The 22818-nt window shown below is 21.7% G+C and carries 24 protein-coding genes and 3 tRNA genes; 5 read left to right on the forward strand and 22 right to left on the reverse strand.

Annotation, left to right across the window (positions count from 1 at the left end; translation table 11 throughout):
* Positions 1–957: a thioredoxin-disulfide reductase gene (trxB, locus tag H0H58_RS02640; RefSeq protein ID WP_185865002.1), complete on the reverse strand. Its 957-nt coding sequence runs from the start codon at positions 955–957 to the stop codon at positions 1–3.
* 50 nt (positions 958–1007) lie between these two features.
* Between trxB and H0H58_RS02645 the strand changes: the two genes are divergently transcribed.
* Positions 1008–1451 (forward strand): type I restriction enzyme HsdR N-terminal domain-containing protein, encoded by a 444-nt coding sequence (locus H0H58_RS02645; protein WP_185865003.1) that lies wholly within the window; start codon positions 1008–1010, stop codon positions 1449–1451.
* 28 nt (positions 1452–1479) lie between these two features.
* Here the strand turns inward: H0H58_RS02645 and gap are convergent, their stop codons facing one another.
* The 6 genes from gap to fabZ all read right to left on the reverse strand — a co-directional run bounded on the left by gap (position 1480) and on the right by fabZ (position 7252).
* Complete coding sequence (gene gap, locus H0H58_RS02650; protein WP_185865004.1) at positions 1480–2502, reverse strand: type I glyceraldehyde-3-phosphate dehydrogenase; 1023 nt, start codon at positions 2500–2502, stop codon at positions 1480–1482.
* A 63-nt stretch (positions 2503–2565) separates the two neighbouring features.
* The gene (lepA, locus tag H0H58_RS02655) at positions 2566–4353 is read right to left on the reverse strand and encodes a translation elongation factor 4 (RefSeq protein ID WP_185865296.1); all 1788 of its coding nucleotides are present in this window, start codon (positions 4351–4353) and stop codon (positions 2566–2568) included.
* Positions 4354–4400: 47 nt separating this feature from the next.
* Positions 4401–4475, reverse strand: a tRNA-Arg gene (locus H0H58_RS02660).
* Positions 4476–4507: 32 nt separating this feature from the next.
* Positions 4508–5062, reverse strand: coding sequence for an aminoacyl-tRNA hydrolase (pth, locus tag H0H58_RS02665; protein ID WP_185865005.1), 555 nt, complete (start codon positions 5060–5062; stop codon positions 4508–4510).
* Between the two features lie 5 nt (positions 5063–5067).
* Positions 5068–5952 (reverse strand): succinate--CoA ligase subunit alpha, encoded by an 885-nt coding sequence (gene sucD / locus H0H58_RS02670; RefSeq protein ID WP_185865006.1) that lies wholly within the window; start codon positions 5950–5952, stop codon positions 5068–5070.
* 34 nt (positions 5953–5986) lie between these two features.
* On the reverse strand, positions 5987–7252 hold the full coding sequence (gene fabZ / locus H0H58_RS02675) for a 3-hydroxyacyl-ACP dehydratase FabZ (protein WP_185865007.1): 1266 nt from the start codon (positions 7250–7252) through the stop codon (positions 5987–5989).
* A 141-nt stretch (positions 7253–7393) separates the two neighbouring features.
* Here fabZ and rpmH point away from each other — a divergent pair, with 141 nt between their 5' ends.
* The gene (gene rpmH, locus H0H58_RS02680; RefSeq protein WP_185865008.1) at positions 7394–7546 is read left to right on the forward strand and encodes a 50S ribosomal protein L34; all 153 of its coding nucleotides are present in this window, start codon (positions 7394–7396) and stop codon (positions 7544–7546) included.
* Between the two features lie 6 nt (positions 7547–7552).
* Here rpmH and H0H58_RS02685 read toward each other — a convergent pair whose 3' ends face one another.
* Entirely contained in the window at positions 7553–8725 is a 1173-nt protein-coding gene (locus tag H0H58_RS02685; RefSeq protein ID WP_185865009.1) for a M14 family zinc carboxypeptidase, read from the reverse strand.
* Positions 8726–8872: 147 nt separating this feature from the next.
* Between H0H58_RS02685 and H0H58_RS02690 the strand changes: the two genes are divergently transcribed.
* On the forward strand, positions 8873–9700 hold the full coding sequence (locus tag H0H58_RS02690; RefSeq protein ID WP_317168426.1) for a CPBP family intramembrane glutamic endopeptidase: 828 nt from the start codon (positions 8873–8875) through the stop codon (positions 9698–9700).
* A gap of 23 nt (positions 9701–9723) precedes the next feature.
* On the forward strand, positions 9724–10644 hold the full coding sequence (locus H0H58_RS02695) for a ribonuclease Z (RefSeq protein WP_185865010.1): 921 nt from the start codon (positions 9724–9726) through the stop codon (positions 10642–10644).
* Between the two features lie 23 nt (positions 10645–10667).
* On the opposite strand, the gene H0H58_RS02700 is transcribed toward H0H58_RS02695, so the two are convergent.
* Positions 10668–10979, reverse strand: coding sequence for a ribosome-binding factor A (locus H0H58_RS02700; protein WP_185865011.1), 312 nt, complete (start codon positions 10977–10979; stop codon positions 10668–10670).
* A gap of 62 nt (positions 10980–11041) precedes the next feature.
* Between H0H58_RS02700 and H0H58_RS02705 the strand changes: the two genes are divergently transcribed.
* A tRNA-Ile gene (locus H0H58_RS02705) sits at positions 11042–11115 on the forward strand.
* 20 nt (positions 11116–11135) lie between these two features.
* Here the strand turns inward: H0H58_RS02705 and H0H58_RS02710 are convergent.
* The 13 genes from H0H58_RS02710 to H0H58_RS02770 form a co-directional block, all read right to left on the reverse strand.
* Positions 11136–11210, reverse strand: a tRNA-Arg gene (locus H0H58_RS02710).
* 18 nt (positions 11211–11228) lie between these two features.
* The gene (rpmA, locus tag H0H58_RS02715; RefSeq protein ID WP_185865012.1) at positions 11229–11483 is read right to left on the reverse strand and encodes a 50S ribosomal protein L27; all 255 of its coding nucleotides are present in this window, start codon (positions 11481–11483) and stop codon (positions 11229–11231) included.
* Between the two features lie 16 nt (positions 11484–11499).
* A complete protein-coding gene (gene rplU, locus H0H58_RS02720) occupies positions 11500–11817 on the reverse strand; it encodes a 50S ribosomal protein L21 (protein ID WP_185865013.1) in 318 nt (105 codons plus the stop codon).
* An 11-nt stretch (positions 11818–11828) separates the two neighbouring features.
* Positions 11829–13061 (reverse strand): aminotransferase class V-fold PLP-dependent enzyme, encoded by a 1233-nt coding sequence (locus tag H0H58_RS02725; protein WP_185865014.1) that lies wholly within the window; start codon positions 13059–13061, stop codon positions 11829–11831.
* Positions 13062–13063: 2 nt separating this feature from the next.
* On the reverse strand, positions 13064–14368 hold the full coding sequence (locus H0H58_RS02730; protein WP_185865015.1) for a SufB/SufD family protein: 1305 nt from the start codon (positions 14366–14368) through the stop codon (positions 13064–13066).
* A gap of 22 nt (positions 14369–14390) precedes the next feature.
* On the reverse strand, positions 14391–15134 hold the full coding sequence (sufC, locus tag H0H58_RS02735; RefSeq protein WP_185865016.1) for a Fe-S cluster assembly ATPase SufC: 744 nt from the start codon (positions 15132–15134) through the stop codon (positions 14391–14393).
* A gap of 13 nt (positions 15135–15147) precedes the next feature.
* Complete coding sequence (sufB, locus tag H0H58_RS02740; RefSeq protein WP_185865017.1) at positions 15148–16587, reverse strand: Fe-S cluster assembly protein SufB; 1440 nt, start codon at positions 16585–16587, stop codon at positions 15148–15150.
* Positions 16588–16594: 7 nt separating this feature from the next.
* Positions 16595–16924: a HesB/IscA family protein gene (locus H0H58_RS02745; RefSeq protein ID WP_185865018.1), complete on the reverse strand. Its 330-nt coding sequence runs from the start codon at positions 16922–16924 to the stop codon at positions 16595–16597.
* Between the two features lie 42 nt (positions 16925–16966).
* The gene (gene lgt / locus H0H58_RS02750; RefSeq protein WP_185865019.1) at positions 16967–17887 is read right to left on the reverse strand and encodes a prolipoprotein diacylglyceryl transferase; all 921 of its coding nucleotides are present in this window, start codon (positions 17885–17887) and stop codon (positions 16967–16969) included.
* A 34-nt stretch (positions 17888–17921) separates the two neighbouring features.
* Positions 17922–18140, reverse strand: a complete 219-nt coding sequence (gene yidD / locus H0H58_RS02755) for a membrane protein insertion efficiency factor YidD (protein ID WP_185865020.1) — start codon at positions 18138–18140, stop codon at positions 17922–17924.
* Positions 18137–20416: an aconitate hydratase gene (locus H0H58_RS02760; protein WP_185865021.1), complete on the reverse strand. Its 2280-nt coding sequence runs from the start codon at positions 20414–20416 to the stop codon at positions 18137–18139. Before H0H58_RS02760 ends, yidD begins: the two co-directional genes overlap by 4 nt.
* Positions 20400–21188: an alpha/beta fold hydrolase gene (locus tag H0H58_RS02765; protein ID WP_185865022.1), complete on the reverse strand. Its 789-nt coding sequence runs from the start codon at positions 21186–21188 to the stop codon at positions 20400–20402. Before H0H58_RS02765 ends, H0H58_RS02760 begins: the two co-directional genes overlap by 17 nt.
* A gap of 369 nt (positions 21189–21557) precedes the next feature.
* Positions 21558–22739 carry a mechanosensitive ion channel family protein gene (locus H0H58_RS02770; RefSeq protein ID WP_185865023.1) on the reverse strand — a complete coding sequence of 394 codons (1182 nt, stop codon included), beginning with the start codon at positions 22737–22739 and terminating at the stop codon, positions 21558–21560.
* Positions 22740–22818: the final 79 nt, after the last annotated feature.

Genomic DNA, 22818 nt, shown 5'->3' on the forward strand with positions numbered 1-22818 from the left:
TTATAATGAATACAAATATTTTTCTAAATCTAATGCAGCCATACATCCACTTCCAGCAGATGTTATAGCTTGTCTATAATCAGGATCTTGTACATCACCAGCGGCAAATATACCTGGATTACTTGTTAAAGTTTTTCCCTTTTCTACAACAATAAATCCTTTTTCAGTTAAATCTATTTGATTTTTAAAAATTTTTGTATTTGGATAAAATCCTATAGCAATAAATAAACCGTTAATCATTTTAGTTTCATATTTCTTATCTTGATTATTGAAAAATTTAATTCCTTCTAAAAAATTTTTTCCCATAATTTCTACAATAGTAGATTGAAATAAAACATTTATATTTTTTTTTTTATAAATTCTATGTTGTAATATTTTTGATCCTTTAAAATAATTTTTTCTTACTAAAATATAAACATTATTACATATTTTAGCTAAATAATTAGCTTCCTCTAATGCAGTATCACCTCCTCCTACTATTGCTACATTTTTATTTTTATAAAAAAAACCATCACAAGTAGCACATAAAGAAACTCCTGATCCTAATAATTTTTTTTCATTTTTTATTCCCAAAAAATTAGGAGTAGACCCCGTAGCGATAATAACACCTTGACTTTTTAAAACATTTTTATTTTTTTTGCCAAAAAAAATTTTATGAATTCCACCTTTTTTTTCTGAAAATAAAACACTAGTAACGGATTCATTTAATATCTTTACATCAAAACGTGTTATTTGTTTTTTGCAATTATCCATTAATTCAACACCGTCTATTCCATTTGGAAAACCTAGATAATTATCAACCCTATTAGTAGTTGTTAGTTGACCACCTGGTAATTTTCCTGATAAAATTATAGGATTTAAATCTGATCTAGCTGCATAAATAGATGCAGAATATCCTGCTGGGCCTGATCCAATAATAATACATTTATATATTTTCTTAAGATCTATTTTATACATTTTTTATAAATTATTGATTTTATTATTACATAATTAAATTAATATTATCTATGTATAATAATACATTTAATTTTTTTATAAGAAAAAACCTCATTTTAAAAAGAATAAATCGAAAAATATTTATTTTTTGTATAAAAAGAAAAAAATTTTTTTCCTTTAAAAAAGAAGAAGTTGTCAGACAACATATTCTTTTTATACTAAAAAATATAAAAAATTATAAAGATTCAGATATTTTAGTAGAAAGTTCAATACGGATCAATAATTCCTTAAATCTAAGATTAGATATCTTAGTTTTTTTTAAAAAAAAACCACATATATTAATTGAGTGTAAATCACCTAATATAGTCATAACACAAAAAACATTTGATCAAATTTCTGCTTATAACAAATTTGTCAAGTCTAATTATTTAATGATCAGTAATGGAATTAAAAATTTTATTTTCAAAAAAAATAAACAGAAAAAAAAATTTTATTTTATAAGATATATTCCTTAAATAGATAAAAAAATTATATTTAATTCTATTAATTAATAGAATGCATGTATACGATAAGTTCTACTAATTTATTTGAATAACCAAATTCATTATCGTACCATGATATAACTTTTAAAAAATTAGAATTTAACATAATACTAGCATTAGCATCGAAAATAGATATTCTTTTATCACCTATAAAATCTGTTGAGACTACTGGATCTTCTGTATAACCTAATATACCATTTAAATAACTATTAGCTGCTATTTTCATTGAATTTTTTATTTGATCATAATCAGTATTTTTTTTTAGACATACGGTAAAATCTAAAACTGATCCATTAGATACAGGGACTCTAAAAGCCATACCAGTTAATTTTCCATTTAAGCTAGGTATTATTTTTCCTACAGCATTCGCTGCACCAGTAGATGAAGGTATGATATTAATTAATGATGATCTACCCGATCTCCAATCTTTATTGGATATAGAGTCAACAACTTTTTGAGTTGCAGTACTAGCATGAATAGTAGTCATTAATCCTTTTAATATCCCAAAATTATCATTTAATACTTTAACTATGGGGGATAAACAATTTGTAGTGCAAGATGCATTAGATACAATTATATCATTTCTATTCATTTTATTATTATTGACCCCCATTACAAACATTGGAATATCTCCATCTTTAGGAGGAGCAGATAAAATAACTTTTTCAGCTCCAGATTTTATATGATAATTAGCTAATTCTCTAGTTAAAAAAACACCTGTACAATCTACTACATATTTTACATCCAATTTTCCCCATAATAAATTTTGAGGATCTTTTATATTAGTAACCTTAATTTTTTTTCCATTTATCACTAAAAAATTATCATTCTCAATGAGAATATTTATACAATTAATATTATTGCTATTATGAATAGAATCATATTTTAATATATATGCTAAGTATTCTATAGATATCAAATCATTTATACATACAATTTCAATATCATTCCTATTTATAGCAGATAATAAAACTAATTTTCCTATTCTTCCAATTCCATTAATTCCTATTCTAATAGTAGACATATGATTAATATTTTTATATATTTAATTAAAAATTTTTATAAAATAAATTGATTTATTTATATTTTATTCTTCAATTTTTACAAAAGTCATAAAAGCTGAAGATGGAATTTCAACTTTTCCTAAAGTACGCATCTTCTTTTTTCCTTTTTTTTGTTTATTTAATAACTTTTTTTTTCGAGTTATATCCCCTCCATAACATTTTCCAATAACATCTTTTCTAAAAGATTTTATAGTTTCTCTAGCAATAATTTTTCCGGATACAGAAGCTTGAATGGCGATATCAAATTGATGTCTAGGGATTATATTTAGTAATCTTTTACAAATTTTTTTTGCAAAAAAATTTATATTTTCTTTATGTACTAACATAGATAAAGATTCTATTTTTTCATAATTAATCAATATAATAATCTTTTTCAATTCAACTAATCTATATCCTATAAAACGATAATCAAAAGTAGCATATCCTTTTGATATAGTCTTTAATTTATTATAAAAATCAAAAATAATTTCTGATAATGGAAGTTCAAATATAATTCTAACTTTTCCAGATGAAAGATAATATTGATTGATCATTATCCCTCTTTTTTTCGTGCATAAAGATATTATATTACCAATAAATTCTTTTTTAGTAAAGATTGATATAGTAACGTAAGGTTCTTCTATTTTTTTATATTTTATAGAATCTGAAAAATTTGAAGGATTATTTATAAAAATAATATCATTTTTTATATAAACCTTATAAGATACATTAGGAACAGTAATTATTACAGAAACACCATATTCTCTTTCTAAACGATCTTTAATAATTTCTATATGTAGCATTCCCAAAAATCCACAACGAAATCCATAGCCTAAAGCTGGAGAAGATTCTGGAATAAAATAAATAGAGGGATCATTTAATTTCAATTTTTCCATAGAATTTCGTAAATCTTCATATTTATCAGTATTTAATGGATAAATACTTGCAAAAACCATAGGCTTAATTTCTTCAATTTTTTGAATAAAATTTTTAGCTGGACAATCAAAATCTGTTATAGTATCTCCTACTTTTAATCCAAAATTTTTTTTTATTCCAGAAATAATATATCCAACATCTCCTGTACTTATTTTATTTTTAGGAATATATTTTAATTTAAGATTACCTATTTCATGAGCGTAAAAAAATTTACCTGTAGACATGAGTTTTAATTTTTGCCCTTTTTTTATAATACCATTTTTTATTCTAAAAAAAATTTCAATACCTTTAAAAGGATTATATATAGAATCAAATATAATAGCTTGCAATGGATTTTTTGAGTTACCTGTTGGATAAGGTATTTTTTCAATAATTCTATTTAATATATTTTTTACACCTAATCCGGTTTTTGCACTAACCGTTATTATTTCATCTGTTTTACATTTTGTTAAATCGATTATATCTTCTATAATTTTTTTATAAAAAAATTTTTCAGATAAATCAATCTTATTCAAAACTGGAATAATAGTGAGATTATTTTTTAATGCTAAAGATAAATTGGATACAGTTTGTGCTTGTATTCCTTTCGTACAGTCAACAACTAATAATGCTCCTTCACAAGAATAAATAGATCTTCTAACTTCATAAGAAAAATCTACATGGCCCGGGGTATCAATCAAATTTAAAATATAATTTTTTCTTTTATATTGATAATTCATTTGCACTGCGTGACTTTTTATAGTTATCCCCCTTTCTCGCTCTAAATCCATATCATCTAATAACTGATCTTTATTTTTTTTTACAATTGTATTTGTCAATTCTAAAAATCTATCTGCTAATGTACTTTTACCATGATCTATATGAGCAATAATACAGAAATTACGAATATAATGAATCATAAATAATGAAATTTTTTTAATAAAAAATTAAAACAATAGTTCAGTAACCCTGATGGGATTCGAACCCATATCATAGGAATCGGAATCCTATATTCTATCCTAATTTGAACTACAAGGTTTATAAAAAACTCTTTTTAGTATCCTTTAATATTTAATTAAATAAATTCATTGTTTTTTGCAATCCTTTTGTTACAAAAGAAAATATTATTTTTATACTTATATTGGATTTTGAAAATAAAAAATTTATTTCTTCATTTTTCCAATTATTTAATACATGATTTTTAATATTTTTACTATTGTTTATCCCAAACCTAAGTCTGGCATAATTAGATGTTCTAATTTCTTTTTCAATACTTTTTAATCCATTATGTCCACCATTTCCTCCCTTTTGTCTTAGTCTAAAGATTCCAAATTTAAGATAAATATCATCAGATAAAATTAGAACATTTTTTAATAATATTTTTTCTTTTATTATCCAATATTTTACAGATTTTCCACTAAAGTTAACATAAGTAGTAGGTTTTAAAAAAAAAATAAATTTATTATCATAATTAAGTTTAGAAATATAACCCAATTTTTTTTCAGAAAAATATAATGAATATTTATTTGCAATTTGATCTAGAATGAGAAATCCAAAATTGTGTCTTGTTTTTTTATAAATTATTCCTGGATTTCCTAATCCTACTATTAAAAATTTATTATCCATTTATATTATAATGAATCATGCAATATCTTGTCAACCATTACACCAATTCCTTCTGGAGAATCTACCATATAAGCTCCATTTTTTCTCATAATATCTATTTTAGATTGTGCAGTTTCTATTTGTTTTTCTATAATTGCCCCCGCATGGCCCATAGTTCTTCCTTTAGGGGCTGTTTTCCCAGCTATAAATCCGATTATTGGTTTTACATTATTTTTACTACGCATATAATTAATTGCTTCAATTTCTAATTGTCCACCTATTTCTCCAATTAAAACAATGCATTCTGTTTCAGAATCTTTTAAAAATAGATCTAAAGTTTCTTTAATACTTATTCCCACAATAGAATCTCCTCCTATTCCAATAGCAGTAGAAATTCCATATCCTTTTTGTATAATTTGATTTGCTGCTTCATAAGTTAAAGTTCCTGATCGAGAAATTATTCCAATATTCCCTTGTTTTCTAAAAATAGAATTTGGCATAATTCCTACTTTTGATTTACCTGGCGAAATAATTCCTGGACAATTAGGTCCAATTAAATAACATTTTTTTCCTTTCAAAAATTGTTTAATATATACCATATCTAATACTGGTATACCTTCAGTAATACATACAATTATCCTAATCTTTGAAAAGATAGATTCTATTATTGCATCTGAAGCAAAATTTGATGGTACAAAAATAACACTAACATCTCCATTTGTATTTTTTACTGCATCTTCAACAGAATTAAAAATTGGTTTATTCATTATAGAACCCCCCCCTTTTCCGGGTGTTACACCTCCTACAATATTAGTTCCATAATTAATCATTTGTTCAGTATGGAATTTTCCTTCTTTTCCCGTTATACCTTGTACAATAACTTTAATATTTTTATCAATTAAGATACTCATATCAGATAGAAATTTAAGAAAATCATTAAGATAGTCATTTATTATTTTTTTTTGAAATTTTAGCGATTACTTCAGCTTCTACAACTAATTTTTTATTTACGAATCCCATACCTAATATACGAATTAAGCCGATTTTAATTGGTTCTAATAAATAAATTAAAAATATAATTATATCTCCTGGAATTATTTTTTGTCTAAATTTAACATTATTAATTTTTAATAAATAAGTAGAATACAATTTTGGATTTTCAATTTTATTTAAGAAAAGAATACCTCCAACTTGTGCAATAGCTTCTATTTGTAATACTCCTGGCATTATAGGTTCATTAGGAAAATGTCCAATAAAAAATGGTTCATTTATTGTAACATTTTTTACTCCAATAATATAATCAGTTGATATATCAATAATTTTATCAACTAATAAAAATGGAGGTTTATGAGGTAGAATTTTCATAATATTTTTTATATCAAAAATTGGTTTTGCTTCTAAATCATATTTGTCAATATCCATTAATTCAGATAATCTAATCTGCTTTATAATTTTTTTTAAAAATTCTATAATTATAGATTTATCTAAATTATAAATAATGAATTTTCCTATTATTTTAGTTTTTATTAAAGCTAAGAAAGCAATAAAATCTAATAAAAAATGTTTAGCTATTTCATTTAAATTAAATAATTTTTTAAATATTTTTTTATTCAAAACACAAAAAATTCTAGAATCAGCAATATCTTTAAATTGGCTAATATCTTTTAAAACGGCATTTTGATTATTGATTTTGTTAGATCCAAAATCAACTATAGCGATTATTTCAAATTTATTAGATGGTAAAGCAATTATTTCTACATTATTTTTTTTACTTTTAACAGTAATAACATCTTCAATAAAAAAAATTTTTTTATGAATTTTTTGTTCTATAATTCCTACATTTTCAATAGCTTTTACAAAAATTTTTGATGATCCATCCAAAATAGGAACTTCAATATTATCTAATTCTATAATTATATTATCTATATCCATTCCATAAAGTGCTGCTATAATATGTTCAGTAGTATAAATTTTTATACCATTTTTTTCTAAAATTATTCCATTATTTAATTTTTCTTGAAAAAAATATAAAAAACTAAATTCTATGCTAACATTTTCTTCTAAATCTATTCTTTTAAATAAAAAACCAGTATGTTCTGGAGCTGGATTTAAAATAAGATTCGTTTTTTTTGGTGTATATAAACCAAATCCTTGAAAAAATATTTTTTTTGCAATAGTTTTTTGTTTTTTAACATACTTATTTTTTTTCATTTAAATATTTTTTTATACATATTAAAAAAAATTAAAATTATATATTTTATTAATTTTTTTTTACAGAAATTTTTTTTTTCTAAAAAAATGAATAATTTTAAATATATATTATTTAATTAGAAAAATAATTTTTTCTTAAAAATGAAAAGAACATTTCAACCTTCTAAAAGAAGAAAATTAAACGTACACGGATTTATGAAAAGAATGAGGACAAAAAGTGGACGAGCAATTATAACTAGAAAAAGAAGAAAAAAAAGAAAAAAAATATCAGTTTGTAATTACAAAAAAAGGTAAAATTAATTATTGAATCATAAATGTTTCTTTTTCTCCAATTTTTGGATAATTTTCTCCATTTTTACCAAAAAATTTTTTTCCTTTTAAAGATAAATCCTCATAAGCAAAAAAATTTGATAAATCACCAATATCAACTATCCTAAAATTATAATCTACATCCATTTTTTTATAATTAAAAAATTCTGATTTCATTAATCCTATATCTACTAAAAATTTAGTTTCGTTTTTATTTATTTCTACTTTCCTATATATCTTATCTAAAATAATTTTTTTATTTTGCTTAATATGATAATATAATTTATAATTCTTTTCAATTTCTTTTTCTTTTTTAGAAGAAATAAAATAAAAACTAAAAAGTATAGATAATGTATTATATTTTCTAATAATATTTTTTTGAGCATCTCCAGGATAATTTCCCGCTTCAATAAGTATACATGGATATCCTTTTTCTTGTAAATAATCTCCGGTAGCATTAGGATAATATTTTTCAGAATAAATTCCAATGGATCCAATATTATTAGGTAATATTTTTTTTATTTCTTTATATATTTCATATATAATCCCCATAGATTTTTTTTTTACATTATTAATAATATTTTTTTTATTAGATGGAGATAAAAAAGACAAAATAGCTGGATTAAAATATTTATTATCGACATTATAAATACTTCTTTGATCATGTAAATTAAATAAAATTTTAGGATTATTTTTTTCTATTTCTCTAAATAAAATTTTAATTTCTGGAGATTCTACACGAATAGCATCTCTGTTTAAATCTATACCTATAGCATTTCGTCTTTGAAAAATTTCAGATCCATCAGGATTTAACATAGGAATATATATAATAGTAATATTTTTTTCAAAAAACTTTACCATTTCATGTGTTTCGTAATTTAAAAAAAAATTAAAAATATCAAACATTGATTTTGTTCCAGTTGTTTCATCACCATGCATTTGAGACCAAATCAAAATTTTTATATTTCCTTTTCCCCATTGTATTTTAAATATTTTTCTATGTTCTATTGAATATCCAATAGTGTTAATTGAAATTATTTTCTGATATTTTCTTAATAATTTTACTAAATTAGAATATCTAAAAATTTTAGATTTTTCATTAATATCTGAATTCTTAAATAAATTATATTTTCTATAAATTGATTTTATATTAAAAATAAACATGTTCAATAAAATTTTTATTTTTAAATTTTAGATTAATATAAAAAACATTAATAAAAATTATATAAATAACAATGATTTAAATTATTGAATTTTCATAAAAATAAAAAAAAATATATTTTTGATATTTAATATTATTATATTATATATATGAATGCTATAAAGAATTATTTTAAAATAAATTATGTTGAATCTATTTTATTAGTAATTGCATTTATTACTCTAAATTTTATTAATGTTTTTATAAGAAAATTTCTATTGTCTCTTAACTTATCTGAAAATACTATATTTGCCGTATCATATAGTATTCCTTTTATTATTTTATTCACTTTTATATCTCACCAGGCTAAAAAAAAAAACTTAGTGGTTGATTTATCAATTAGAATATCACCATGGTATGTTTATTTTGTTATATTTTTTATGATGCTAAGTGCTATAATATTAAACGAACATTTATCATCATTAGTTCCAAAAGAAGGACCTATATTAGAAAATATGTATAAAGAAATAGAAGTTGTATTAAAAGAAGAAGTTAAAAATCCAATTCCATTTTTTTCAACTACAGTTTTATTAGCCCCTATATGTGAAGAAATTCTTTTTAGAGGTATTATTTTAAATGGAATGTTAAGAAATAAAATACATCCAATAAAAGCAATAATTTTTTCTTCATTTTTATTTGGATTAACTCATATGAACCCATGGCAACTTTTAGGGGGATTATTTGTTGGAAGTTTTATTGGTTATATTTATTATATAACTAATTCTATTACAGATTGTATTTTATTACATATATTAAATAATTTCATTGCAACAGTTGGGATATTTTATTCATTAGATGATGGGTTAGATTATAATAATTTAGAAAAATTAGACAATAATAATCATGTATATATTTTTTTAATTAGTATACTAATCTTATTAAGTGGATCTTATTTTCTTCTTAAGAAAAGAAAAAATATATTAAAACTAATAAAATAAATTTTATAAAAAATATTTATATATTGAGAAAATCTTCATTAACAATTTTAGGTTGTCATTCGTCTATACCTACTTCAAATAGGTTTAATCCCACATCTCAAATATTAGAAATGAATGGGTCTTATTTTCTTATAGATTGTGGAGAAGGAACTCAGGTGCAATTAAGAAAAGCTAAAATAAAATTTAGTAAAATAATACATATATTTATATCTCATTTACACGGGGATCATTTTTTTGGATTAATAGGACTTTTATCGACGTTTCATTTATTAGGGAGAGAAAAAACAGTAGTTATTTTTGCTCCAAAAGGACTCAAAGAAATTATTAATGTTCATTTTAAATGGTCTTATACTAAATTAAGATATCCTATAAATTATATAGAATTATATTCTAATAAATTAGAAAAAATTTTAGAGAATGAAAAAGTAGAAGTTTTTACTATACCATTAAAACATAGAATTTATACTAATGGATTTTTATTTAAAGAAAAATTAAGTCCTAGAAAATTAAATATTAAAGAAATAAATAAAATATCATCTATTAAAATATCTGATTATAAAAATTTAAAATTAGGAAATGATTTTATTAGTACAAATGGAAAAATAGTTCCTAATTCAAAATTAACTTTAGATCCACCTAAAATATTATCTTATGCATTTTGTTCAGATACGTCTTATCATCCACCTATTATAGAATATATAAAAAATGTAGATTTATTATATCATGAATCTACTTTTCTAAAAATAGAAGAAAATAGAGCTACTAAAACTGGTCATTCTACAGCTAATCAAGCAGCGGATATAGCAAAAAGAGCAAAAGTAAAAAAATTACTTTTAGGTCATTATTCTAATAGATTTCCTAATATAAAAGATTTTGAAAAAGAAGCTAAAAAAATATTTTTTAATACAGAATCTACGGAAAATTTAAAAACATATTATCTATAAATTATTTATTTTAAATAAAAATTTTAATTATTAATTATATTTATATTTATTTTAGGTATTTTTTTTACACGATATCTCAATCTTTTAGATAATAATTTTCTATAAAAATTAGATCTATAATAGATATAATTAACAATACTTTTTTCAGCAAATGGATAAATATTAATATATAATTTTATTATATTGATATTAAAATTAATTTTTATATTAGTTAATGTAATTAAAAAATTATTTATATTATCTCTATTTTCTTCATTTAAAATTTCAGCTATCTCTATAAAAAAAATAGAAGAAAGTTTTTGATATTTGATAATATTTTTTTTATTTTCGTTCATAATAATCATAAAAAATTTTAATTTTAAATAAATAACTAATATTGAAATTAGTATTTTTTTTAGGTCTCATAGCTCAGTCGGTTAGAGCATCTGACTCATAATCAGGGGGTCGCTGGTTCAAGTCCAGCTGAGACCACTATTGATTGAATTAAAAAATAACTGGAATGGGATTCGAACCCACAACTTACAGTTTAGGAAACTGTTGTTCTATCCTAATTGAACTATCCAGTTATTAATAAAATATTTCATTTATATTTCTATAATAGAAACAACTGACTTATTATATTTTTTTTTTCGAAAATTTACCAATCCAGTTTTTAATGCATATAACGTATGATCCCTCCCTATTCCTACATTACTTCCTGGATAATATTTAGTTCCCCTTTGACGTAATATTATTCCTCCAGAACGGATATATTGATTTCCATATACCTTTATTCCTAATCTACGTCCTGATGAATCTCTACCATTTCTAGAACTTCCTGAACCTTTTTTATGTGCCATATCTATATAAAATTATTTATTCTTCTAAAAAAGAAATTACTTTAATTTTTGAAAAAATAGGTCTAAATCCATTTTTTATTTTATATCCTTTTCTTCTTTTTTTCTTAAAAATAATAATTTTTTTACCTTTCAAATGATTTAAAATTTCTATTTGAACACTAATTTTTTCTAGAATTGGAGTCCCTATTTTAGCAATTCCATTCTTATAAAAAAGAAGTACTTTTTTTATAGAAATTTTTTTTCCTAAATCTTGTGATAAATATGGAACATAAACATATTTTTTTTCAAAAAGTTTAAATTGCATTCCTTTTATATTAACAATAGCATAATTCATATTATATTATATTAAAATTTCAAAATTTTTTTCGCTTTTAAAATACTTTCAAATAAATAGTCTATTTCATCAAAAGTATTATATATCGCAAAACTAACTCGAATCATTCCTAAAACATTAAAAAAATTCATTAAAGGTTGTGCACAAAGATGTCCTGTTCTAACAGCAATACCTAAACGATCTAAAATAGATCCTAAATCAAAAAAATGTATATTTTTTATATTAAATGAAATAATACTCAATTTTTCTAAAGAATCATTTCCATAAATTGTTATTCCGGATATATTATTTAATCGTTTTAAAGCGTATTCAGTAAGTTTCTTTTTATAAAATTGTATATTTAATATACCAATTTTTTCAATAAAATTTATTGCTTTTCCCCATGAAAAAATTCCTTCTATATTAGGAGTTCCAGCTTCAAATTTAAATGGGATGGTTGAATAAGTAGTTTTTGTAAAACTTACATTCTTTATCATTTCTCCTCCAAATTGATAAGGAGATATTTTTTCTAAAATTTTTTTTTTACCATATAATATTCCAATACCAGTCGGTCCATACATTTTATGAGCTGAAAATACATAAAAATCTGTATCTAAATCTTGCATGTTTAAACATACATTTGGTGCTGCTTGAGCACCATCAATTAAAACCCATGCTCCATATTCATGAGATATATCTATAATTTTTTTAATAGGATTAATTATTCCTAATACATTAGATATATGATTAATAGAAACTATTTTTGTCTTTTTTGAAATTAATGATTTAAAAATTTTTATATCTATAAAACCATTTTTATTAATAGGAATAATTTTTAAAATAGATTTTTTATTTTTACAAATATTTTGCCATGGAACAATATTTGAATGATGCTCAGCGTGAGAAATTATAATTTCATCTCCATTTTTAATTAGATTTCCAATACTAGAAGCCACTAAATTTATAGATTCTGTAGTACCTTTTGTAAATAAAATTTCTGAAGGATATTTTGCAACAATGAATTTTTGAATTTTTTTTCTTACATCCTCTATAGAGATAGTTGCTTTTCTACCTAAAAAATGTACTCCTCTATGAACGTTAGAATTTATATTAGAATAAAAATATTCAGATGCTTCAATAACTTGTATTGGTTTATGAGTAGTAGCAGCATTATCAATATATATTATTGGATTTACCGAATCAATTTTTTTTTTTAAAATAGGAAATTGATTCCTAATTTCCTTTATTTCTTTTCTTGAAAACATTTTTATAAGAATTCATTCAACTTCTTATTTATATTATCTTGTATAATTTTTTTTAAATTATACAAAGTAATAGATTTAAATATATCATTTAAAAATGAAAATAATAATAAAATATTTCCTTCTTTTTCAGATATACCTCTTGATTTAAGATAAAATAATTCAGATTTCTGTATATGACCAATTGTGCAACCATGTGAACATTTTACATCTTTAGAATAAATTTCTAATTGAGGTTTTGAATAAAAATTTGATCTTTTAGAAATAAGAATATTTTCATTTTTTTGAAATGCATTAATTTTTTTTATATTTTTATCGATAAATATTTTTCCATCAAAAATTCCATTGGAATTACCAAAAAGTATATTTTTGTATAATTGATTACTATAAGAATTTGAAAATAAATGATTTATAGAAGTAGAATGATAAATAGAATCCTTATTATATAATAGTGAAATTCCATATAAATTAGATTTTGTTTTTTCACCATTAGAAAAAAAATTCAAATTATTTTTTATTTTTTCTCCTTGTAAAGAAAAAGTATATACTTTACATTCACTTCCTTTTTTTTGTTTAATATTTGTATTGTCTACAAAATATGAGTTTTTTATATTATTTTGTACTTTAAAATAATCTATTTTACTATAATTTGAAGCATAAAGATCATTTACTATATTTATAAATGAGTAATTTTTTTTTATAAATTTATAATTTTCAATAATTTTAACATTAGAATTTTTTCCTACAATTATTAAAATTCTAGAATTTATCATTATTGATTCATTATTATTATAATAATGTAAAATTTCTATGGGTTTTTCTAAAGAAACATTATCAGGAATATTAATATATAAAAAATTATCTAAAACAATTATATTTAGACTATAAAAAACATTATATCGAAAATAACATAAATTTTCATAAAAATTTTTGATTTTTTTATCATTATCAAATACATGATCCAAATTAATTATATTATAATTAATTTTATTATATTTATATTTTATTAATTGATCATTATATTTTCCATTTATAAAAACAAATAAAAATGTATTATTTCTTTTAGAATAAGAAATTATTTCATCTTCTAAAATTTTTTCTTGTTTATATTTTTCTTTTTTTTCGTTTTGATAAAAAAAATTATACAGATTTTTTTTATTCCATTGTTCAATAAAAGGAGAATCAATAAAACTAAATTTGTTTTTTAAATATAAATCAATATGTTTTTTTCTTATTAGAGTTAAATAGGATTGATCATTAGAACATTTAATTTTAGATATTAAAAGATCTATTTTATCTATAAATTTCATATTATGAATTTAATCTAATTATTTAATCATTAAGCCAGTCATATCCTTTATTTTCAATTTCTTCTACTAATTTTTTAGTTCCTGATTTTATAATTTTTCCATTATATAGAACATGGATAATAAAATCCGAACAAATACAATCTAATAATCTTTTATAATGAGTTATAATTATAATTGAATTATTTTTATTTTTAAAAGTATTAATTCCTTTTGAAATTATTCGTAAAGCGTCAATATCTAATCCAGAATCTATTTCATCTAAAATAGATAAAATAGGATTAATCATCATCATTTGAAGTATTTCACATTTTTTTTTTTCTCCACCTGAAAATCCATCATTTAAAGAACGATATATAAAATCTTTTTCTATTCTTAACAAAGAAGATAAATTTTTAATTTTATATAAAAAATCTTTGATTGATAGTTTATCTAAATTTTTAGATATTCTAATTGAATTCATAGATGTTTTAATAAAATTTATAATAGAAATTCCTGGAATTTCTATTGGATTTTGAAAAGATAAAAAAATACCTAAAGATGCTCTTTCTTCTGGAGAAAATTTTAATAAATTTTGATTAAAAAATGAAATATCTCCTTTTTCAATATGATAATCTTCTTTCCCAGCTATTACAGCCGCAAGTGTACTTTTACCAGATGCATTAGGTCCCATTATTACATGTACCTCTCCAGGATTAACTTTTAAATTAATTCCTTTAAGGATATCTTTATTCCCTATAGTAACATGTAAGTCTTTTATTTTTAACATAATAAATAAATTTTTATCCTAAAGATTTTTCTAAAGAGATTTCTAATAATTTTTGAGCTTCTATTGCAAATTCCATTGGTAATTTACTTACAATTTGGTTACTGAAACCATTAACTATTAATGATATTGCTTTTTCCATATCAATTCCTCTTTGATTACAATAAAATATTTGATCCTTTCCAATTTTAGAAGTGGTAGCTTCATGTTCTATTTTCGACGATGAATTAGATACTTGGATATATGGATAAGTATGTGCTCCACATTTATCTCCTATTAATAAAGAATCACATTGAGAAAAATTTCGGGAATTATTTGATTTTTCAGAAATTTTTACTAATCCTCTATAATTATTTTGTGCATTTCCAGATGAAACTCCTTTTGAAATAATAGTACTATTAGTAAAATTTCCTATATGTATCATTTTTGTTCCAGTATCTGCTTGTTGAAAATTTTTAGTTAACGCTAAAGAGTAAAATTCTCCAGAAGAATAATCACCTTTTAAAATGCAAGATGGATATTTCCAAGTTATAGAAGATCCAGTTTCTACTTGAATCCAGGATATTTTAGATTTTTTTTCACATAAACCTCTTTTTGTAACAAAATTTAATACCCCCCCAACTCCATTTTTATCCCCAGGATACCAATTTTGAACAGTAGAATATTTTATTTTAGCATTTTCCATTGCTATAATTTCTACTACTGCAGCATGTAATTGATTTTCTTTTCTTTGAGTAGCCGTACATCCTTCTAAATAACTAACAGAAGAATTTTTATCTGCTATAATTAAAGTTCTTTCAAATTGACCAGTATTAACTTCATTAATACGAAAATATGTAGATAATTCCATAGGACAATGAACGTCTCTTGGGATGTAACAAAAAGAACCATCTGAAAAAACTGCTGAATTTAAAGCAGCATAAAAATTATCATTTTTTGGGACTACAGTCCCTAAATATTTTTTAACAAGAATGGGATATTTTCTTATAGCTTCATTAATAGAACAAAATATAATTCCTTTTTTTTTTAATTTTTCTTTAAAAGTGGTGATTAAAGATACAGAATCCAAAACTATATCTGTTGCCACTTTTGACGAATTTTTTTTTATAGGAACTCCTAATATTTCAAATATATTAATTAATTCAGAATCTGATTTTTCTATGTTATTTAAATCAATTTTTTTTTTAGGAGATGAATGGTAAATAATTTTTTGAAAATTAGGAATATTGTATTTTAGATTAGCCCATTTTGGATAGGACATTTTTTTCCAAAAATAAAAAGATTTTAACCTCCATTCCAACATCCATTTTGGTTCTTTATTTTTTTCTGTTATTTTTCTAATAATATCTTCATTTAATCCAATTTTGATTTTATCTGATTCTATTGGAATAGAAAATCCATATTTATATTCAGAATTATTAAAATCTTCTAATATTTTTTTATCTATTTTTTTCATTTTTTAATTATGACGAAAAACTTTTTCCGCATCCACAAGTATGTTTAGCATTAGGATTTATAAAATAGAATCCTTTTCCGTTTAAGTCATCTGAATATTCTAATGTTGCTCCTTTTAAATAAGGAATATTATTTTTTTTTATTAATATATTTATTTCTTTATCTTTAAAAAGTTCATCTTCTTCTCTTTTTTTATTATCAAATGATAATTCATAAGACATACCAGAACACCCATCATTTTTTATCCCAAATCTAATAAATGACATATCTTTTGAAAATCCTTTTCTATTCATGATATTGATTAGTTTATTTTTAGCATTCTCAGATATAAAAACCATAATTAAAATATTTATAACAAATATATTTATTATTTTTTTTCATTAAAAATAAAATTTATTTATTATAAATATTTTAGATTTTAGACTTTGATTTTTTGTTATGAAAATAATATAAAATCCTAAAATAATAAATGGAATACTCAAACATTGTCCAGTATTCAAAATATAAAAATGAATAAATTCATTTTCTTGAGGTTCTTTTATAAATTCAATCAAAAATCTTGATCCCCAAGTTATTATCAAAAATAATCCAGATAAAAAACCATTTTTTAAAATTTTTTTTTTACAAAAAATATAATAAAAAAACCAAAGTATTACAAATAATATTAAATAGACTATAGATTCATATATTTGAGTAGGATGCCTAGGAATCATTAGATTATATCTTTTATCTTCCATTTGAATAAATTTTACAGCCCATGGTAATTTAGTTGGAATTCCAATTATTTCGGAATTAAAAAAATTTCCTATTCGAATAAACATAGAAGAAATTGCTGCAACAATGACTAATCGATCACATAACCAAATAAAAGGTTTTTTTTTTAAAAATTTTTTTTTATAAAAAAAAACAGCTATAATTATTCCTATAGCTGCTCCATGACTAGATAAACCTCTATATCCCACATATTCATAATTTTTTATAATTCCCAAAAAATAATTACCGTTATTTTTTCTAATAGGTAATACGGACTCTATCCAATGATTTGAGAAATATAAAAAATCATAAAAAAAAATTTGTCCTAATCTTGATCCTATAATAGTTCCAAAAAAAGTATATCTAAATAATGGATCCAAATATTTTTTATTAATATTATCGTTTTGATATATATATTGCATGATCCACCATCCTAATAAAAAGGAAATAATAAACATTAAACTATAAATATGAATAAAAAAACCTTTCCATATATGAAATCTATGAATAGGATTCCAATTAATATATTCTAATACATTAATATACATATCTAAAACTTAAGATTAATTATTTATATAAATATTAATCAGGAGGATCATATCCACTACCCCCCCATGGATTGCATCTAATTAATCTTTTGCATATCATAAAAATTGACTTTAAAAAATTCATTTTTTTTATGGATAAAATCATATATTCTGAACATGTTGGAATATATCTACAATAATTTCCAATCCAAGGAGATATAAATAATTGATATATTCTAATAAGAATGATTACAAAAAATTTGAAAACATTCATAACTGATTTTTTCTAATAAAATTTAATGAAGATCCGAATTTAAACCATTGAATTTGTTTCTGGTTATAAGAATGTTTAGTTATAATTTTTTCTTTTTTTCCATTTTTATGAATAATATCGACTTTTAAATTAAATTTTTTTTCAAAATCATTCATATGAAAATGAAAAATATCTTCTTCATTAATTTTATAATAATCATTTGGTTTTAAAAATGTTAAAGCTAATATTCCTTGTTTTTTTAAATTAGTTTCATGTATTCTAGCAAAGGATTTTACCAATACCACACGAACTCCTAAAAAACGTGGTTCCATTGCAGCATGTTCTCTAGACGACCCTTCACCATAATTATCTTCTCCTACAATTAAAGTAGATATATTATTTTTTTTATAAAATTTTGCAGTTTTAGGGATAGAATCATAAAAACCAGTTATAATATTTTTAATATGATTTGTTTTATTATTAAAAAAATTTACTGCTTTTATTAATAAATTCTCGGAAATATTTTCAAGATGACCTCTATATTTTAACCATGGACCAGCCATAGATATATGATCGGTAGTACATTTTCCTTTAACCTTTATTAAAAGTCTTACATTCGATAAATCTTTTCCATCCCAAAATGAAAAAGGCTGTAAAAGTTGTAGTCGTTCTGAATTTTTATTTATTTTTATAGAAATATTCTTATTCATTGAAGAACTAATACATCCTAATTTATTGATATCATTTTTCTCAAAAATATTATTATATTTATTGATATATTGAGGTTCATCCAATTTTACATACTCTCCAAGCTCATTTTTTAAAAAATCTTTTCTAGGATCAAAATTAATTTTTCCAGAAAAAGAAAGTGCTGTAACAATTTCCGGAGATGCTATAAATGCATATGTATTAGGATTTCCATCATTACGAGATGAAAAATTTCTATTAAAAGAATGAATTATAGTATTTTTTTTAAAATTTTCATTTTTATTTTTATACCTTTTCCATTGACCAATACAAGGACCACAAGCATTAGAAAATATTTTAGCTCCAATGCTTTTAAATATTTCAATATATTTATTTTTTTTCAACAAAGAAAAAATCTTTCTAGAACCAGGAGTAATTAAAAATTTTGATTTTATCTTTAACTTTTTTTTTTTAGCTTGTTTAATAATATGTACAACTTTTGATAAATCTTCATAAGAAGAATTAGTACAAGAACCAATTAATCCGATTTCTATTTGAATAGGCCAATTATTTTTTTTACATTCTTCTTTTATTTTTGATATAGGTGTAGATTTATCGGGAGTAAAAGGACCATTTATATGAGGTTCTAATTTGGATAAATTAATTTCGATTACTTTTTCATAAAAATTATATGGATTATTATATACCTCATAATCTGATCTTAAACTATTTTCAATTTTATTCAATTTTATTAAATTTGATAATTCTTCTCTATCATTATTCAATAAATAATCATTCATATGAAAATCATATGGAAATATCGAAGAAGTTGCTCCTAATTCTGCTCCCATATTGCATATGGTTGCTTTTCCTACGCAAGAAATATTTTTTGTTCCTTCTCCAAAATATTCAATAATAGAATTTGACGCACCCATTACTCCAATCATTCCGGATAATCTTAATATAACATCTTTAGCAGATGTCCATCCACTCATTTTTCCTTTTAATAAAACTCCAATTATTTTAGGAAATTTTAATTCTAATATAGATCCTGACATTACTTCAGCAGCTTCTGCACCACCTACTCCTATCGCTAACATTCCTAATCCACCTGCATTAGGTGTATGTGAATCCGTACCTATCATCAATCCACCAGGAAATGCATAATTTTCCAAAATAATTTGATGAATAATTCCAGAACCTGGTTCCCAAAAATCTATTCCATATTTATTAGAAACTGATCTTAAAAAATTATATATTTCTTGATTATCATCTATAGATTTTTTCAAATCTATAGATGATCCATCGTTTGCATAAATAAGATGATCACAATGAATGCTAGTCGGAACTAACGTTTTAACACTATTAGTTTGTATAAATTGTAATAAACTCATTTGAGCAGTAGCATCTTGCATTGCAACACGGTCAGGATAAATATTTATATATTCATTTTTTTTAAAACATAATTTTTTTATTTTTTCTTTGAAAAAATGAATATATAAAATTTTTTCTGACAATGTCATTGGACGTTTTATTATTGATCGAATTTCCTTAATCTTAAAATTAAGTTCTGAATAAAATTTTTGAATCATTTTAAAATCCAAGATCATAGTAACTTTTTTTGTTAAGAAAAATACATATTTCTTTATAAAATTCTTTCGAATTATCTACATGTATCCAATGTCCACTTTTTTTTATAGTTAGAATCAAAGATTTTGGAAAAATTTTTTTAATATATTTTTTATCATTAATAGGGATATAATCAGAATATTCTCCTCGTAAAAAAATAGTTGGACCACTATATTTTCCTATTTTTATATTTTTTTTAATTAAAATATTATAATTTTTTTCTATTCCTTTTAGATAAAAACGAAAATATAATTTTCCATTACTGTTAATTCCAACACATTTAGAAAAAAAATTTCTAATTCTAGAATCCTTTATATATAATTTTAAAAAAATATTTAAATCATTTCTTGTTTTTATTAAATTAAAATTAACCTTTTTTAGGATAGGAATAAAATTATGATGTACATCATGGAATTTTGGACTTATATCTACAATAATAATTTTTTTAGGAATCAAAGGATATTTAATAGAAAAATTCATTACTGCACGTCCACCCATTGAATGTCCTAATAATATTGGATTATATAATTTATAAAAATTAATGTAATTTAAAATATCATCTGATATAATATCATAATTCATTTTTTTAGAAAAAAAACTTGATCCATGATTTCTTATATCTATAAGATGAATTTGATAATCACTAGAAAATTTATTAGCAAATGATATCCAATTTTCTCCATTTCCAAAAAGCCCATGAAAAACTAAAATAGAGGGACCTAATCCAAATATTTTAGAAGATAAAATTTTCATTATTTAATATCATTTAAAAATTTTTTTCCATAAAAAATAAATATTATATAAAAATAGCAATTCTATAAAAAATTTATGTTATTATTTTTATAATCTAGATTAATAAAAATTTTGTTAAAAAAATAAACTATATTTCATCCGTATCCGATCTATAAATCTTAATAAAATATATAATTTCATCCAATATTTTATTGAAAATAATTGATTTGAATTCATAAATGTATTTAATATATATTTCATTAAATATTGTATTGAATAAAAAATACTTCATTAAAATTGCTGTATATATACACTATATTTGAATCAAATATCAGCTTATTTATTTAATATTTACATTGGATTTTACAATTAAATTTTTTTATATTGTTTTTATAGAGTTAAAACTTGAGTAATTTCTAAATTAAATACTTTTGCAGCTGTTAATAAATGATCGAAAACATTTGCCTGTATTTGTTCATATTTAATAGATTCAGATGTTTTCACGAAACAATATAATTCTATAGGTAATCCATAAGGTGTAGTGTCTAAATGTCTTACCATTAATGTTTCAGATTGAGATATATTAGGATGTTTATATAAATATTCTAATGTATATTGACGAAAAAGTCCTATGTTGGTTAACCTTTTACCATTAACAATATTTATATTCGAATTTAATTTTATTTTTTTATTAAAATAACTGATTTCTTTTTGTTTTTTCAAAATATAATCTTTTATTAAATAAATGTTTCTAAATTTTTTTAATTTTTTTTCATTATAAAAATGGAATGATTTTATATTAAATAATATAGATCTTTTTATTCTACGTATATTTTTTTGTCGCATTACTTCATAATTAGTAACGGCAGTAGAAATTAAATCATAAGTTGGTACACTAGTTATAGTTTTATCAAAATTTTCTATTTTTGCGGAAACTAAATTGATTTCCATAACTTTTCCTTCTATATTATATTTGGATATTCCAATCCAATCTCCTACTTTAATCATTCTAGTAGATGCCATTTGAATTCCTGAAACAAATCCAAGAATAGTATCTCGAAATACTAATAAAACTACAGCTGTGATCGCACCTAAACCAGTTAAAATAGTAACTATGTTATTCTTTGTTAGAATGGCAACTATAATTAGTACACAAAATATTATTGATATAATTTTTATTAATTGAGATAAAGAATGAATTGCTATTGTTTGATGATTATTTTCATTAGTAGAAATATCCATAATAGAATTGATCACTCTAATTACTAATTGTAAAGTAATTAAAACAAATAATATATTAAATAATTTTTCAATATATATAAAAATTATATTATAATTTTTTAAAAAGAATTTGATTAATGTAAATCCAATAAAAAATGGAACAAAAAAGAATAAACTTTCAAAAACGTTATTCTTATACATAATCTTTAACCATTTAAAATGATTATAATTAAAAATTTCTTTAATAAAATAATTAAAAAATTTTTTAGAAAAAAAAATTAATATTCCAAAAAAAATCAAAAAAATTATAAAATAGTAATTAAAACAATTTTCCATATCTAAATCAAACATTGCAAAAAATTATATTAAAAAAAATGTATTAAAAATTATTATTAATAATTAAATAAAATAAAATTTTGTTAAATACAGA

The organism is Blattabacterium cuenoti, assembly GCF_014251775.1.
GTDB classification, from domain to species: Bacteria; Bacteroidota; Bacteroidia; order Flavobacteriales; family Blattabacteriaceae; genus Blattabacterium; species Blattabacterium cuenoti_H.